The 15,061-nt window shown below is 61.9% G+C and carries 12 protein-coding genes; 10 read left to right on the plus strand and 2 right to left on the minus strand.

What is annotated here, in order from left to right:
* Positions 1 to 49: 49 nt before the first annotated feature.
* The 5 genes from cobW (at position 50) to F8N21_RS14880 (ending at position 8,511) form a co-directional block, all read left to right on the plus strand.
* Complete coding sequence (gene cobW / locus F8N21_RS14860) at positions 50 to 1,126, plus strand: cobalamin biosynthesis protein CobW (protein ID WP_150642855.1); 1,077 nt, start codon at positions 50 to 52, stop codon at positions 1,124 to 1,126.
* Between the two features lie 3 nt (positions 1,127 to 1,129).
* Positions 1,130 to 4,903 carry a cobaltochelatase subunit CobN gene (gene cobN, locus F8N21_RS14865; RefSeq protein WP_150642856.1) on the plus strand — a complete coding sequence of 1,258 codons (3,774 nt, stop codon included), beginning with the start codon at positions 1,130 to 1,132 and terminating at the stop codon, positions 4,901 to 4,903.
* Positions 4,904 to 5,110: 207 nt separating this feature from the next.
* The gene (locus F8N21_RS14870; protein WP_150642857.1) at positions 5,111 to 6,118 is read left to right on the plus strand and encodes an ATP-binding protein; all 1,008 of its coding nucleotides are present in this window, start codon (positions 5,111 to 5,113) and stop codon (positions 6,116 to 6,118) included.
* Positions 6,100 to 6,774, plus strand: a complete 675-nt coding sequence (locus tag F8N21_RS14875) for a vWA domain-containing protein (RefSeq protein ID WP_224788226.1) — start codon at positions 6,100 to 6,102, stop codon at positions 6,772 to 6,774. Before F8N21_RS14870 ends, F8N21_RS14875 begins: the two co-directional genes overlap by 19 nt.
* Positions 6,775 to 6,864: 90 nt before the next feature.
* Positions 6,865 to 8,511 (plus strand): phospholipase D-like domain-containing protein, encoded by a 1,647-nt coding sequence (locus tag F8N21_RS14880; protein ID WP_150642859.1) that lies wholly within the window; start codon positions 6,865 to 6,867, stop codon positions 8,509 to 8,511.
* A gap of 209 nt (positions 8,512 to 8,720) precedes the next feature.
* On the opposite strand, the gene F8N21_RS14885 is transcribed toward F8N21_RS14880, so the two are convergent.
* Together F8N21_RS14885 and F8N21_RS14890 are read right to left on the minus strand one after the other, a co-directional pair.
* The gene (locus tag F8N21_RS14885) at positions 8,721 to 8,978 is read right to left on the minus strand and encodes a DUF2790 domain-containing protein (protein ID WP_150642860.1); all 258 of its coding nucleotides are present in this window, start codon (positions 8,976 to 8,978) and stop codon (positions 8,721 to 8,723) included.
* 63 nt (positions 8,979 to 9,041) lie between these two features.
* Positions 9,042 to 10,580, minus strand: a complete 1,539-nt coding sequence (locus F8N21_RS14890; RefSeq protein ID WP_150642861.1) for an MFS transporter — start codon at positions 10,578 to 10,580, stop codon at positions 9,042 to 9,044.
* Between the two features lie 209 nt (positions 10,581 to 10,789).
* Between F8N21_RS14890 and F8N21_RS14895 the strand changes: the two genes are divergently transcribed.
* From F8N21_RS14895 to F8N21_RS14915, 5 genes are all read left to right on the plus strand, one after another.
* Entirely contained in the window at positions 10,790 to 11,671 is an 882-nt protein-coding gene (locus F8N21_RS14895) for a LysR family transcriptional regulator (protein WP_150642862.1), read from the plus strand.
* 458 nt (positions 11,672 to 12,129) lie between these two features.
* Complete coding sequence (locus tag F8N21_RS14900) at positions 12,130 to 13,704, plus strand: TerC family protein (RefSeq protein WP_150642863.1); 1,575 nt, start codon at positions 12,130 to 12,132, stop codon at positions 13,702 to 13,704.
* Between the two features lie 216 nt (positions 13,705 to 13,920).
* Entirely contained in the window at positions 13,921 to 14,169 is a 249-nt protein-coding gene (locus F8N21_RS14905; protein WP_003182829.1) for a type II toxin-antitoxin system Phd/YefM family antitoxin, read from the plus strand.
* Entirely contained in the window at positions 14,159 to 14,440 is a 282-nt protein-coding gene (locus F8N21_RS14910) for a type II toxin-antitoxin system RelE family toxin (protein ID WP_150642864.1), read from the plus strand. Before F8N21_RS14905 ends, F8N21_RS14910 begins: the two co-directional genes overlap by 11 nt.
* Before the next feature lie 67 nt (positions 14,441 to 14,507).
* Positions 14,508 to 14,897 (plus strand): RidA family protein, encoded by a 390-nt coding sequence (locus F8N21_RS14915; RefSeq protein ID WP_150642865.1) that lies wholly within the window; start codon positions 14,508 to 14,510, stop codon positions 14,895 to 14,897.
* Positions 14,898 to 15,061 lie beyond the last annotated feature (164 nt).

Raw genomic sequence — 15,061 nt, forward strand, 5'->3', positions numbered from 1 at the left:
GCGCGGTCAAGTCGTCCCGTATGCCCGCCACCTTGCCAAAGGGCATCCGATGAAAACACTGGCCAAACTTCCCGTCACCATCGTTACCGGCTTCCTCGGCTCGGGCAAGACCACCTTGCTGCGGCATATGCTCGACAACGCCCAGGGCCGGCGCATCGCGGTGATCGTCAACGAATTCGGCGAGTTGGGCATCGACGGCGAAATCCTCAAGCAGTGCGCCATCGGCTGCACTGAAGAAGAAGCCAGCGGTCGGGTTTACGAGCTGGCCAACGGCTGCCTGTGCTGCACCGTTCAGGAAGAATTCTTCCCGGTGATGCGCGAGCTGGTTGCCCGCCGCGCGGACCTGGACCACATCCTCATCGAAACTTCCGGTCTGGCTCTGCCAAAACCCCTGGTGCAAGCCTTTCAGTGGCCGGAGATCCGTAGCGCCTGCACCGTCGATGCGGTGATCACCGTGGTCGACAGCCCGGCCGTGGCCGCCGGCACCTTCGCCGCGTTCCCGGACCAGGTGGATGCCCAGCGCAAGCTCGACCCGAATCTGGACCACGAGTCGCCGCTGCATGAGTTGTTCGCCGACCAATTGGCCAGTGCCGATCTGGTGATCCTCAACAAAGCCGACCTAATCAGCCCTGAAGACCTGGCCCGTGTGCGCCTGGAAGTCGCCGAAGAACTGCCGCCGGCGGTAAAAGTCATCGAAGCCAGTAGCGGTCGTGTGCCACTGGACGTGTTGATCGGCCTGGGTGCCGGCTCCGAAGAACACATCGACAGCCGTCACAGCCACCACGACCATCACCACGGCGACGCTGATGGTGCAGGGCATGATGACCATGACCACGACGCCTTCGACTCCATCTCCATCGAACTGCCGCAAGCCGACGAAAGCCTGCTGCTCGACGCCCTGACACAACTGGTGGTCGAACACGGCATCCTGCGGATCAAAGGTTTCGCCGCGGTGCCGAACAAGCCGATGCGCTTGCTGATCCAGGGTGTGGGCACGCGCTTTGACAAACACTTCGACCGCGCCTGGCGCGCCGAAGAATCCCGTGCGACCCACCTGGTGCTGATCGGCCAGCAGCTGGACGCGACCTTGATCGAAGCGCAATTGCGCGCCGCGCTCAGCGTCTGATCCATGCACCTGCTCAGGACCCAACCCGGCGGTTTCGTCTCGGATGACAACATTGCCGACCTTGGCCAAACCCCCGCCGAGCTGGTGATCCTGTGCAGCGGCGATTCCAGCCTGGCACTGCTCGCCGAAGCCGCGCAGCAGTTGCCGGATGACTATCCGAGCCTGCGCCTGGCCAACCCGATGCAGGTGCAGAACCACGCCTCGGTCGACCTGTATGTCGATGAAGTACTGCGTCACGCGAAAATTATCCTGATCTCGCTGCATGGCGGGATCGGCTATTGGCGGTATGGCGTGGAGCGGCTGGTGCAGCTGGCCGAGCGGGGCGTGCAACTGATTCTGGTGCCGGGCGATGATCGCCCCGACCCTGAGTTGAGCGACCTGAGCACCGTGGCCGTCGAAGACCGTGATCGGCTTTGGCATTACCTGCGCCAGGGCGGCATGGGCAATGCCCTGGACCTGTATCGTTGCCTCGCCAGTCGCTGGCTGAATCGCGATTACCCCTGGGCCGAACCACAAATCCTGCCGCGCACGGCGATTTACCATCCGCACAAAAGTCCCGCCGCACTCAGCGACTGGCAAGCTGATTGGCACGCCGATCAGCCGGTGGCGGCGGTGTTGTTCTATCGCTCACACTTGCAGGCGGCCAACACCGCGTTCATCGATGTGTTCTGCCAGCGTTTGCAGGCGGCGGGGCTCAACCCGTTGCCGATTGCGCTGGCCAGTCTGAAGGAGCCTGGCTGCCTGACGGTGGTCGAGGACTGGCTGGATGAAGTCTCGGCCTCGGTGATTCTGAACACTACCGGTTTTGCCCAGTCCAGCCCGGAAGCCCCGCACCTGCGACCGTTCCGGCGCAATATTGTGGTGATCCAGGCCATCTGTGCCCAGGACAACGAGCCCGCCTGGCGCGCCAGCGAGCAGGGCCTCGGGCCGCGGGACCTGGCGATGCATATCGCCTTGCCGGAACTCGACGGACGGATCATCAGCCGGCCCATCTGCTTCAAGGACCTGGCCTGGCGCAGCGAGCGCAGCCAGTCGGATGTGGTCTGCTACCGCGCTGCACCTGCGCGCATGGACTTCGTCGCCGAACTGGCGCGACGCTGGATTGAACTGGCGCGGGTACCGAATGGCGAGAAGCGTATCGCGCTGATCCTTGCCAACTACCCGACTCGCGATGGCCGGATCGGCAATGGCGTGGGTCTCGACACTCCGGCTGCCGCGCTGAATATCCTGCGGGCACTGCATGCCGAGGGCTATCCGCTGCCGGCTGAGCTGCCGCAAAGCGGCACGGCGCTGATTCAGCAATTGCTCGGTGGCGTCAGCAACGATCTGCAGACCATCGACCAGCGGCCATGCCAGCAAAGCCTGGCGCTGGACGCCTATTACGCGATGTTCAACGCCTTGCCCGAAGCCAATCGCAACGCGGTGCTGGAGCGTTGGGGCAGGCCTGAAAGCGACCCGATGTTCCGCGGCGGGCGGATGATGATTGCCGGTCTGCGCTTTGGCCTGACCTTTGTCGGCATCCAGCCTGCACGCGGCTATCAGGTCGACCCGAGCGCGGTCTATCACGACCCGGACCTGGTGCCGCCCCATGGCTATCTGGCGTTCTATTTCTGGCTGCGGCAAACCTATGGCGCCCACGGGGTGATCCATGTCGGCAAGCATGGCAACCTCGAATGGCTGCCGGGCAAGGGTGTCGGCCTCTCGGAAAACTGCTGGCCGGACGCACTGCTGGGGCCGTTGCCGAATATCTATCCGTTCATCGTCAACGACCCGGGCGAGGGCGCCCAGGCCAAGCGGCGCACCCAGGCAGTGATCATCGATCACCTGATGCCACCGCTGAGCCGCGCCGAAACCTACGGCCCGCTACGCGATCTCGAGCTGCTGGCCGACGAGTATTACGAAGCCCAGCTGCTGGATCCGCGCCGCGCCCGGGAGTTGCAGCGCGACATCCTGAAACTGGTCCGCGACACCCACATCGACCGCGAACTGCAGCTGGACGAACAACTCGACAGCGACGCCGACGCAGCGATCTGGCTGCCGCGCCTCGATACCTATTTGTGCGATTTGAAAGAATCGCAGATCCGCGACGGTCTGCATGTGTTCGGTGAATCGCCTGTCGGCCGGCTGCGGATCGATACGCTGCTGGCGTTATTGCGCATTCCCCGAGGGGATGGACGCGGCGCCCAGTCAAGCGTGCTGCGAGCCCTGGCCAAAGCCTTCGAGCTGGATTTCGATCCGCTGGATTGTGTCCTGGCCGAGCCCTGGACCGGGCCGCGGCCGGTCGCGCTGCAAGCACTCAGCGGTGAGCTTTGGCGCAGCGCTGGCGACAGTCGCGAACGCCTCGAGCTGTTTGCCGCGCGGTTGATCGAGCAAGCGCTAAGCGCTGATGTCGACCTATTGAATACACCTGGCTGGAGCGAAGTGAAGGCGATCATCGACAGCCTGCGCGAAGTCGTCGCCCCACGCCTGGACGCCTGCGGCCCGGCAGAAATGCGCGGCCTGCTGGATGCCCTGAGCGGGCGTTTCGTTCCGGCCGGGCCCAGCGGTGCGCCGAGTCGCGGACGGCTCGACGTGCTGCCCACCGGGCGTAACTTCTTTTCGGTGGATGTGCGCAATCTGCCGACCACCACTGCCTGGCGCATCGGTTTTCAGTCGGCCAACCTGATCCTCGAGCGGCATTTGCAGGATCACGGCGACCATCTGCGTCAGCTCGGGCTCTCGGTCTGGGGCACCGCGACCATGCGCACCGGCGGTGATGATATCGCCCAGGCCATGGGATTGATGGGGGTGCGCCCGGTGTGGGCCACGGGCAGCCAGCGGGTCGACGATTTCGAAATCCTCCCGCTGAGCCTGCTCGACCGGCCACGGGTGGACGTCACACTGCGGGTCTCCGGGTTTTTCCGCGACGCCTTCGCCAACCTGATCCGCTTGTTCGATGCCGCGGTGCAGGCCGTGGCCGCGCTGGACGAGCCGGATGACATGAACCCGCTCGCGGCCAAGGTTCGCAGCGAGCGTGCAGCACTGTTGTTATCCGGGCTGGATGAGGAAGCCGCGGCGCGTCAGGCCGGCTGGCGAATCTTCGGCGCCAAGCCCGGTGCCTATGGCGCGGGCGTGCAGGGCGCCATCGACGGTCGTCTGTGGCAAAGCCGCGAGGACCTGGCCGAGGTCTACCTGAACTGGGGTGGCTATGCCTATGGCGGCTCCGATGAAGGCACCGCGGCGCGCGAGCAATTCGCTCAGCGATTGAGCCAGGTTCAGGCAGTCCTGCAAAACCAGGACAACCGTGAGCATGACCTGCTCGATTCCAATGACTATTACCAATTCCAGGGCGGCATGCTTGCCGCCGTGGAAAGCCTCAGCGGCGAACAAACCGCCAGTTACCATGGCGACCACAGCCAGCCCGACCTGCCGAAGATCCGCACCTTGAAGGAAGAGCTGAACCGGGTGATCCGTTCCCGCGCGGCCAATCCCAAGTGGATCGAGGGAGTCAAGCGCCATGGCTATAAAGGTGCTTTCGAACTGGCGGCGACCGTGGATAATCTGTTCGCCTTCGACGCCACCACGCAGTTGATCGACGATCATCAGTACGCCTTGCTGGCCGATGCCTATTTGCTCGACCCGGCGACCCGGGAATTCGTCCGGCAACACAATCCCCACGCCTTGCGCGACATGACCGAACGCCTGCTCGAAGCCCAGCAGCGGGGGATGTGGAGCGAGCCGGGCGAGTACCGCGAGGCGCTGGAAAACCTGCTGCTGGATATAGAAGAAGACACCTGATGCGGTAAACCTGTGGCGAGGGGGCTTGTCGGAACGCCGCATCGCCCCGTTCGGCTGCGTAGCAGTCGTAGACTCAGGCAGCTCGGTGTAGCTGAAAAATGTAGGGGGCCGCTTCGCGACCCAGCGGGGGCAAGCCCCCTCGCCACAGGTGTGAAGTTTGCCTGTGATATGTACTGATTGCCCCCGACCATGATGAGAGAACCGAATATGAGCCACACCCCACATTTCCCCCTCTGCGCCGTGGTCGGTGCCGACGCCCTGAAACTCGCGCTGTGCCTCACCGCCATCGATCCGAAGATCGGCGGGGTGCTGATCGAAGGTCCGCGGGGCATGGCCAAGTCGACCCTGGCCCGAGGCTTGGCGGATCTGTTGGCCAGCGGGCAATTCGTCACCTTGCCCTTGGGCGCCACTGAGGAGCGGCTGGTCGGTACCCTGGACCTGGACGTCGCACTCGGCGAAGGCCGCGCGCAGTTTTCCCCCGGAGTGCTGGCCAAGGCCGATGGTGGCGTGCTCTATGTCGATGAAGTGAACCTGCTGCCTGACCACCTGGTTGACCTGCTGCTGGACGTTGCCGCCAGCGGCACCAACCTGATCGAACGAGACGGCATCTCCCATCAGCATTCGGCGCGCTTCGTGCTGATCGGCACCATGAACCCGGAAGAGGGCGAATTGCGTCCGCAATTGCTCGATCGCTTCGGGCTGAACGTGGCCTTGAGCGGGCAGACACCACCCATCGAACGCGGCCAGATCATCCGTCGGCGCCTGGACTTCGACAGCGATCCCCAGGCGTTTTGCGCGCATTGGGAAAGCCCGCAGCAGGCTTTGCGCGAACGTTGCCAGCAGGCGCGCTCGAGCCTGGCCAGCATTCCTCTCGACGATCAGGCCCTGGCGCAGATCACCGAGCGTTGCTTTGCTGCCGGCGTCGACGGCATGCGCGCCGATCTGGTCTGGCTGCGCGCCGCTCGGGCCCATGCCGCATGGCGAGGCGCATCGGCGATTGGCGAAGAAGATATCGATGCGGTGGCGGAATTCGCCCTGCGTCATCGTCGCCGTGAGCAGTCGCCGCCTGCGCCGAACCAGGCCAGCGCACCACAGTCGCAATCGGCACACAATCCGGACCCCGGCGAAGGCCAGGGTCAATGGGGCGAAATGCCCGCCCAGGCACTGTCGGTCGGCGCGCGACGTGAAGTCCCGAGCTGGCCAAAAAAGTCCTAGGCATTCGTCCCCGGTCCGACGCGGGGGCGGATGCCAAACCCCGCGCAGGACGCCTGAAAAATGGCCGCCAAGGCCAGAGCCGCACAGCGCAAAGCGGCTCGATCAACTGGCCCGGCACCTTGCTCAATGGCCGTCCGCGCCAGCGTGAAGACCTGTTGTACCGGCTGCGCAGTCGTTCGCCCCATGAGCTGTGGCTGGTGATCGTCGATGCGTCGGCTTCGACTCGCCGGCATCAAGCCCTGAGCGACGCCAAAGGCCTGTTGGCGCAGTTGTTCGATGACGCTTACCGGCGCCGGGCACGCCTGGCGTTGCTGACCGCCAGTGGCCACTTGCCGCAATGGCAGGTGCAAGGCCTGAAAGCCTCGAGTGGTCTGCGGGGCTGGCTCGAAGCACTCGGCGCCGGTGGCGGCACACCGCTGTTGGCCGCCCTGGATGAGGCGGTCCGCTGGCTGGCGTTCAGGCAAAAGCGTTTTCCAGCTGAACAGCAGCGCCTGTTGCTGCTGACCGATGGCCGGTTGAAAAACTGGCCGGCGCTGCCGACGCTCAATTGCCCGGGGTTGCTGGTGGATATCGAAAGAGGCCCGATCCGGCTCGGTCGGGCCAAGGAACTGGCCAGCGGACTGCAAGCGCAGTATCGACATATCGACACCCTGTAACTGCTTGTCGCGTATTGCCGCGCGTCGAAGCTGGAGTGTGCAAGCGATCTGCTCGTATGCTGTCGGCTTCGCGAATCACAGGAGTGAAGCATGCGCGTACTGGTCAGCAATCTTAAGGACGATTTTCGCGTCAAGGCCTATGCCGGCACCAACGGCGTATTGCTCGCCATGGACCTGGCCGAATCCCGGCGCGCTGGCCTGCTGGGTTTCGCCATCGAGAAGCAGCAAGGCCGCAAACCCTGGCTGTTTCTGTTCAACAGCCTGACCTTTCCCGGCAAGGCCCATACCTTCCCTCAATACAACGCCACACCAAGCAATATCGCGCCGCTGCAGAAGTTTCGCTGGGCCGATTATGCGATCAACTCGGGAACTCGCAGCCAGTACCGGGTGTATCTGGTCTATGGCAGCGCCGATGCACCGCAGCTGGGAGAATGCCTCGAGGTTGCGGTGCTCACCGACAATGGCGCGCCCCAGGGTCAACGAGTGATTTTCAATCGAGCGGTGGCCGCCAGCCAGGCGTTCTCGCGTAAATTCAGCGAGCTCGACGCGCTGCTCGGCGCCAACAAGAACCTGCCGATCGAAGCGTGGCCCGACGCACCGCGCCAATGGCTGGAAAACGGTTTGCTGGATCAGGTCCTGGGGTTTATCGAGCGCGCCGAAGACGGGCAATGGGCACTGGATATCGCCATCTACGAATATCAGTTGCAGGCGATCGTCGATGCGGTCAACGCCGCCTTCAGTCGTGGGGTTCAGGTGCGGGTGCTGTATCACGCCAAACGCGGCGACAAGGACACTGCGATCAACGAAGCGAGCCTGGCGCAGATCCCGGCGTCGAACAAGCGTGGACGGGTCACCAGCCGGATCTTCCATAACAAGTTCATGGTCCTGAGCAAACTCGACGCCACCGGCCGGCACCAGCCGCAGTCGGTATTGGGTGGCAGCACCAACTTCACCGCCAACGGCATCTACCGCCAGGCGAACGTGGTACATGTGCTGGACCATAGTGCCCCGGCCACCCGCTATTGGCAGGTCTTCGAGCAGATCTGGGCGGCTCCGGGCGATGTCGGCGCGACCCGCAAATGGCTCACCGAGAACAATCCGATGCGGCCGGAGCAGGCACTGTTCGCCGGGTTCTCGCCGCGCTCGGGGCAGGGTGATCTGCAAGCGTTCGTCGAAATCGTCAACGCGACCAAAAAAGACCTGCTGTTCGCCACCGCCTTCGCGCTGCCGGAAAGCATTCTCGATGCCTTGCTCGGCCAGCCTAACGACCAGGTGCTGCGTTATGGCTTGCAGAACAAGGCCAGTCGCATCAGCGGCTACCACGCCGATCGCACGGCCGAGTTCACTGCCACGGCCCTGTTGAACAATGGTCTGGAGGGTTGGCTCAAAGAAGGCCTGAAGGGCCAGAAGGGCAACCTGCTGGTGCATACCAAGGCGGTGGTCTGCGACTTCACCAGTGATACTCCGGTGATCATCAGCGGCAGCCACAACCTCAGCGCGAGTGCCAGCAGCGGTAATGACGAAAACTTCCTGATCATGCGCGGTGATACCGATCTGGCCGATCGTTACGGGCTGGAGCTATTGCGCTTCTACGAGCATTACCGGTTTCGTTACTACGTGAAAAAGCTGGCGTTGAAACAGGTGCGGCCGCTGTCCGTGGACAATGGCTGGAGCGACGACTATTACCGCCCGGGTGATTTGCGAATGATGTCGAGGTTGCGTTTTTCCGGGCGGTGATTGTATGTACCTGGTGATCTGTGGCGAGGGGGCTTGCTGTGGCGAGGGGGCTTGCCCCCGCTGGGGCGCGCAGCGGCCCCAAAACCTGCAACTGCATGTAATCAGGTACACCGCGGTTACAGGTTTTTACGGCTGCTGCGCAGCCGAACGGGGGCAAGCCCCCTCACCACAGCAAGCCCCCTCACCACAGGGATTGATCGGACTCACCCTCAACTCTGATCAATACACCCATCCCCATACGCCTGATAACGCAAGATCCGAATCACTCCTGAACTGTCGACATAGGTCATTTCCCGTGTCCCGATCCCGCAATAACTGGTGTCCGACACACTGATGATTTTCGCCACATCCAGCTGCATGGAATAACGGTAATCCTCGACTACCGGCTGTTTGCCGTCATCGGTCGAAGCGGCCAGTGCCGTGCCGCTCAGAGTGAACAAAGCCAGGGCGAACAAGGTGCTTTTCATGATGAGCTCCCGTAAGTGGCTACTGAAGGATTTCAGTAGCCGTACGACGAGCCCCGTGGCGATTTATTCCATGCTCAAGGACAAACTCTGCGGCTGTGGAATCGGATTGCGCATCAGCGTACCGACCACCAGTGCGGCCAGCAGCGCCAGCACACCGGCGACCCACAGCACCAGGCTGAAACCGCCGACAAAGGCTTGGCGAGCCAGCGGTTCGACCACCAGGCGCGCCGATTCGGGTAACTCGCTCAAGGCTGCCGGCATATCACCGGCGACCACCCGCGAGGCGATGCTTTGCGCTTGTCCGAGCCATTGCGCCGCCTCGACCTTCAGGCTGCCTTGCAACAGTTGCTCGGTATGGCTGCTGAGCAGCGCGCCAAACACCCCGATGGTCAGCACGATCGCACTGAAGCGCATGGTGGTGCTCATGCCCGAGGCCATGCCGACACGATCACGTGGCACACAGGCCATGATGTTCTTCTGGGTATCGCCATTGAGCAACCCGGCGCCGGCCCCGGTCACGGCAATCGCCAGGGCGAAATTCAGGTAGCCGCCGCTGGTGACCGCCCAGGCGCTGAGCAGGTTGCCAGCCCCCACCAGGGTCAATCCGGCGGCCATCAGCGTCGCCGGGGCGAAGCGGCTTGCCAGACGTGCGCCGATGCGCGGGCAGATCAACATGGTCAGCGCAAACGGCAGCATACCCAGCCCGGAGGCGATCGCCGAAAAGCCCAAACCGTTCTGCAGGTAAAACGGCAGCAAGGTCATCATTACCTGGGCGCAACCGGCATAGGCGAACATCCCCAATAGCGCACCGATAAAACGCGGATGGCGGAACAACTGCAGATCGACCATGGGCCGCTGTTGCAGGCGTTCGATCACCACGAACAGAATGAGCAGCAGCGCGCCACCCAACAGGCGGGCATAGGTCAGCGGGTTGTCCCAGCCGATCCGGTTGGCTTCGATCAACCCCCAGATCAGGCACAGCAGGCTGGCGCTGAAGGCCAGGCTGCCCCAGGGGTCGAGACGGGCGGCCTGGGTGTCCCGAGACTCCGGCACCGCGCGCCAGACCATGGCCATCAACAGCAGGCCCACCGGCAGGTTCAGGTAAAAAATCCAGCGCCAGCCCATGAATTCGGTGATCAGCCCGCCGACAGTCGGCGCGGCAGTCATCGCCACACCCATGCAGGCGCCCCAGAATGCCCAGGCCTTGGCCCGTTCCACTTCATCGTGAAAGCTGTGGCCGATCGAGGCCAGCGCCGAGGTCAGCAGCAGCGCCGCGCCGACCCCTTTGACCGCGCGGGCGATATCGAGAAACAAGGCATTCGGTGCCGCGCCGCAACCGATGGAGGCAAGGATGAAAATGCTCAGCCCCCAGAGCAGGGTTTTCTTGCGCCCGAAGCGGTCGGCGATACTCCCGGCCGGCAGCAGCAGGGCGGCGAAGGCCAGCATGTAGGCACTCACCACCCATTCGATATCGGCGAAGTTGGCCCCCAGGTCGCGGGCGATGCTCGGCAGGGTGACGGCGACGATATTGGTGTCGAGCACGATCAGCGAGCAGACCCCCGAAGCGGTCAATAGCGTAAGACGTGGGCTGACGCGATTCATGGCGTCACCCGGTTTGGCGTTGCCTTGCAGGCAATGTCTGCCACGTTGGCGCTGACAAGGGTCGATTTCATACAGATCAGCAACAGAGCAAAGGGTTTGACGCGCATGGCATAGGCTCACTACTGTGAAGTCTCACCAGCTTATCCTAGGCACTTCAGTGCTTTATTAGCTGGAGACCAGCACTTCATTACTTTTGAGCTAATGCCGCTATGGAAATACGTCATTTCCGCTATTTCCTGGCCGTTGCCCGGCAGCGCAACTTCACCCGCGCCGCCGAGCAATTGGGCATCGCGCCACCGACCTTGACCCGGCAGATCCAGGACATGGAAGGCGCCCTGGGCACCCGTCTGTTCCTGCGCCAGCAGCGTGAGGTCAGCCTGACCGAGGCCGGCGCCGCCCTGGTGATCGAGGCCGAGGCCACCGTGCGCCAGTTCGAGTTCGCCCAACTCAGTGCCCAGCGCGCCGGGCGCGGTGAGATCGGCCATATCGAATTGGGTTACGTGGCCTCGGCGGTGTACTCGGGCTTGTTGCAAAAACAGGTTCAGGGCTTTAGCCGTGAGTACCCGGATGTCAGCCTCAGTGTGCGGGAATGTCCGATGGCCGCTTTGCCGGGACTGGTCGCCGAGGGGCGTTTCGACATTGGCTATATTCGCTCGCCCATGGCCTTGCCCGAAGCGCTGGAAGCGATCCGCCTGAATGCCGAAGGCTTCGTTCTGGCATTGCCGAGCGAGTCCTGGTTGAGCCGCTTGGCGGATATCACGCCTGAGCATTTGCGTGATCAAACCTTCATTCTCCCCGAGCAAATCAGCGGCACCTTGCAGGTCGCCGCCCAAGGTGGCTATGCGCCGAAACTAGGGCCGCAACCGGGCGGGCTGGTGGCGGTGATCGCGCTGGTGTCATTGGGGCAGGGCGTGGCAGTGGTGCCCGAGTCGGTGGTCGGGCACGTCAGTTTGCCGGATGTGTTGTACCGGCCGATCAAGGGCAGCGAGGCGTGTTCCTGGTTGTCATTGATCCATCGCCGCTTCGAAAAGGCCCCGGCGGTTGCGCGGTATATCGAGCAGGTCAAAGACCGGTTTCCAATAGATAAATGATGTGTGGCCCCTAAAAGATCGCAGCCTTCGGCAGCTCCTACACTGACCTTGTACACACGCGGAATGGAACGCATACGCAAATTCTGTAGGAGCTGCCGAAGGCTGCGATCTTTTGATCTTTTTGCACCCTAAACAGATTTTGTAATGATTTCGCGCTGTAGGAATTCTCGCTTCTGGCTGTACCCTCCAAGTCCGTTTTTTCTCTCAGGACTTGCATGAACACCCTTTCGGAGCCTCCCAGTCGCCCCTTCGCTTGGACACTCGATCTTCCATTCGCTCAACACCCCTCGCCCCAATCGGCAATTCTGAGGCTGTGCCGACAGACTAAACATCCAGTCTTCCGACTCTCTTTGGCCCGCATTCCCGGGCAGCCCGACTTCATTACCTTTCGCCGACCTTCAGGTCGTGCCTTGCCGTGCCCGGCATTCTGAATTCATTAGAGAGATCGAGTCGTTTTTATGGAATGGATAGCTGACCCCACAGCCTGGCTTGGCCTGTTGACCCTGGTTGTGCTGGAGCTGGTGCTGGGCATCGACAACCTGGTGTTTATCGCGATCCTGGCGGACAAGTTGCCGCCCGAGCAGCGCGACCGCGCGCGGGTCATCGGGCTGTCCCTGGCATTGCTGATGCGCCTGGGTCTGCTGGCCAGTATTTCCTGGCTGGTGACCCTGACCCAGCCGCTGTTCGAGGTGTTCGACAAGAACTTCTCCGGCCGCGACCTGATCATGCTGTTCGGCGGTGTGTTTCTGTTGTTCAAGGCCACCATGGAGTTGCACGAGCGGCTTGAAGGCCACGTCAGCCAGCGCGCCGGTAATGCGGCGTACGCGATGTTCTGGCCGATCGTCGCGCAGATCGTGGTGCTGGATGCGGTGTTCTCCCTGGACGCGGTCATTACCGCCGTGGGCATGGTCGATGAGCTGGCGGTGATGATGATCGCGGTGATTATTTCCATCGGCCTGATGATAGTCGCGAGCAAACCGCTGACCCGTTTCGTCAACGAACACCCGACAGTGATCATGCTGTGCCTGGGCTTCCTGATGATGATCGGCTTCGCCCTGAGCGCTGAAGGTCTGGGCTTCCACATCCCCAAAGGCTACCTGTATGCGGCCATCGGTTTCTCGATCCTGATCGAGGTGTTCAACCAGATTGCCCGGGCCCGGCGCAAGAAGTCCATGCAGGGCCTGCGACCGATGCGCGAGCGCACGGCTCATGCGGTGATGCGCTTGCTCGGCGGCCGCAAGCTGGCTGCAGAGGAGGTCGGTGAGGAGATTGCCGATATGCTCGAGGGCAGTGAGGGTGCCAGTGAGGCGCTGTTCGATCGCCGCGAACGGGTGATGATCAGCGGCGTGTTGCAACTGGCCGAGCGGCCGATCCGCAGCTTGATGACGGCGCGGGCCGAGGTCGACCACCTGGATCTGGCCGACAGTGCCGAAACTATCCGCACCACGCTGATGCACTCGTCCTATTCACGTTTGCCGCTGATTCGCGGCGGTGCGGTGGATGAGCCGCTGGGCTTCGTGCACAAGAAGGAACTGCTCAAGGAATACCTGGCCGGTGAGGAACCGAACCTCGAGCACCTGGCGCGCAAGACCATCAACCTGCTGGACAGCTATTCGATCCTCAATGCCCTGGAACAGATGCGCAAAGCCTCGACCCACATCGCCTTCGTGGTCAACGAGTTCGGCGACTTCATGGGTGTGCTGACCATGACCGACATCCTCGAATCCATCGCCGGTGAACTGCCCGACGCCAGCCAAATCGAAGGCCCGGACGTCGTCGAAGCACCCGGCGGGTTTATGGTCAACGGCGCGCTGAACCTGGCGCGAGTCAGCCAGCGAACCGGCTTCAAGGCCGCCGCGACCGACGATTACCAGACCCTGGCCGGGCTGGTGATGAGCCTGCTGGATCGCCTGCCGATGATCGGCGACAGCCTCGAATGGGAAACCTGGCACATGACCGTGGTGGCAGTCGAGGAGCGACGGGTGACGCGGGTGTTGTTGGTTCGTGCAGACGAGGAGTTCATCGGCGCCTGACAGGATGCCTTCGCGGGCAAGCCCGCTCCCACAGGATCTGCGCTGTACTTGTGGGAGCGAGCTTTCCCAAAGATCTGTCATGCAGATCAATTTGGGAGCGGGCTTGCCCGGGTCTCCCTGAAATGACACCGATTCTTATGACAAAAGGGTAGAAGCCAAGTTTTCTGAGAGGTGCTATTTTAAGCACTCTTAAAAGCACTCCAAAGGAGCTGTGTCATGACTCATATTGTGCTATCGCAAGTCGTCGCGAGCATATCCGAGCTCAAAAAAAATCCGATGGGCACCGTAGCTGCAGGCGGTGGGCTTTCGGTTGCAATCCTCAATCGCAATGAACCAGCTTTCTATTGCGTTCCGGCAAAAGAATACGAAGCCATGATGGACCGTCTTGAAGACATGGAGCTTGTCGCCCTCTGCCGCGAACGGGAGAACGATCCGACGATAAAGGTTTCGCTCGATGACCTATGAGTTGGAGTTTTCCGATAAGGCCTGGAAGGAGTGGCAGAAGCTTGGGGCTACATTGAGGGAGCAGTTTAAAAAGAAGCTTCAGGAGCGGCTCAATAACCCCCATGTCCCGGGAGATCGACTTAATGGGATAGACAAGGCCTACAAGATAAAATTGCGAAGTGCCGGGTATCGGTTGGTTTACCGGGTGGTGGATGAAGTATTGGTAGTAACTGTTATTGCGGTAGGGAAAAGGGAGCGAGGGGACGTTTATAAAGGCGTAGGAGATCGTTGAGTCTCTGCCTCGCGGAATTTCTCAAGGACACTCGTTTTCAATCAGTTTTCAATCAGGAGAAACCCCCATGAGCATTACCCGTTACGGCACCGGTAGCACCGCCGGTGGCGGCCAGCCTCGTCCTTTTGCTCGCGCAGTCGAAGCCGATGGCTGGCTGTACGTGTCCGGCCAGGTCCCGGCGCTGGATGGCGAGATCATCAGCGGCGGGATCGTCGAGCAGACTCACCAGACCATGCGCAACCTGATCGCCATCCTCGAAGAAGCCGGTTATGGCCTGGAAGATGTGGTGCGTACTGGAGTGTGGCTTGAGGATCCGCGGGATTTCTGGAGTTTCAACAAAGTGTTTTCCGAGTACTTCAAAAGCGAACACGCCCCGGCCCGGGCCTGTGTGCAGGCGAACATGATGGTGGACTGCAAGGTCGAGATTGATTGTGTCGCGTACAAGAAGAAGGTCTAGACCGCAGTGAATTCTTCGCGGGCAAGCCCTAATGTCAGTCAATTAAGGAGTTTCTGGCTACGCACATTCCTCTACGGTTCGCGTACCACCTTTAATGATTGGCATTAGGGCTTGTCCGCTCTCACATCGATCGAGTAATCCCTTGTGGGAGCGAGCTTGCTCGG

This window comes from Pseudomonas fluorescens (assembly GCF_902497895.1).
Lineage (GTDB): Bacteria > Pseudomonadota > Gammaproteobacteria > Pseudomonadales > Pseudomonadaceae > Aquipseudomonas > Aquipseudomonas fluorescens_BP.

Coding starts and splice junctions, on each gene's coding strand:
- cobW (WP_150642855.1), top strand. CDS start 50: ATGAAAACACTGGCCAAACTTCCCGTCACCATCGTTACCGGCTTCCTC.
- F8N21_RS14905 (WP_003182829.1), top strand. CDS start 13,921: ATGACTCATATTGTGCTATCGCAAGTCGTCGCGAGCATATCCGAGCTC.
- F8N21_RS14900 (WP_150642863.1), top strand. CDS start 12,130: ATGGAATGGATAGCTGACCCCACAGCCTGGCTTGGCCTGTTGACCCTG.
- F8N21_RS14895 (WP_150642862.1), top strand. CDS start 10,790: ATGGAAATACGTCATTTCCGCTATTTCCTGGCCGTTGCCCGGCAGCGC.
- F8N21_RS14880 (WP_150642859.1), top strand. CDS start 6,865: ATGCGCGTACTGGTCAGCAATCTTAAGGACGATTTTCGCGTCAAGGCC.
- F8N21_RS14870 (WP_150642857.1), top strand. CDS start 5,111: ATGAGCCACACCCCACATTTCCCCCTCTGCGCCGTGGTCGGTGCCGAC.
- F8N21_RS14915 (WP_150642865.1), top strand. CDS start 14,508: ATGAGCATTACCCGTTACGGCACCGGTAGCACCGCCGGTGGCGGCCAG.
- cobN (WP_150642856.1), top strand. CDS start 1,130: ATGCACCTGCTCAGGACCCAACCCGGCGGTTTCGTCTCGGATGACAAC.
- F8N21_RS14885 (WP_150642860.1), bottom strand. CDS start 8,978: ATGAAAAGCACCTTGTTCGCCCTGGCTTTGTTCACTCTGAGCGGCACG.
- F8N21_RS14890 (WP_150642861.1), bottom strand. CDS start 10,580: ATGAATCGCGTCAGCCCACGTCTTACGCTATTGACCGCTTCGGGGGTC.
- F8N21_RS14910 (WP_150642864.1), top strand. CDS start 14,159: ATGACCTATGAGTTGGAGTTTTCCGATAAGGCCTGGAAGGAGTGGCAG.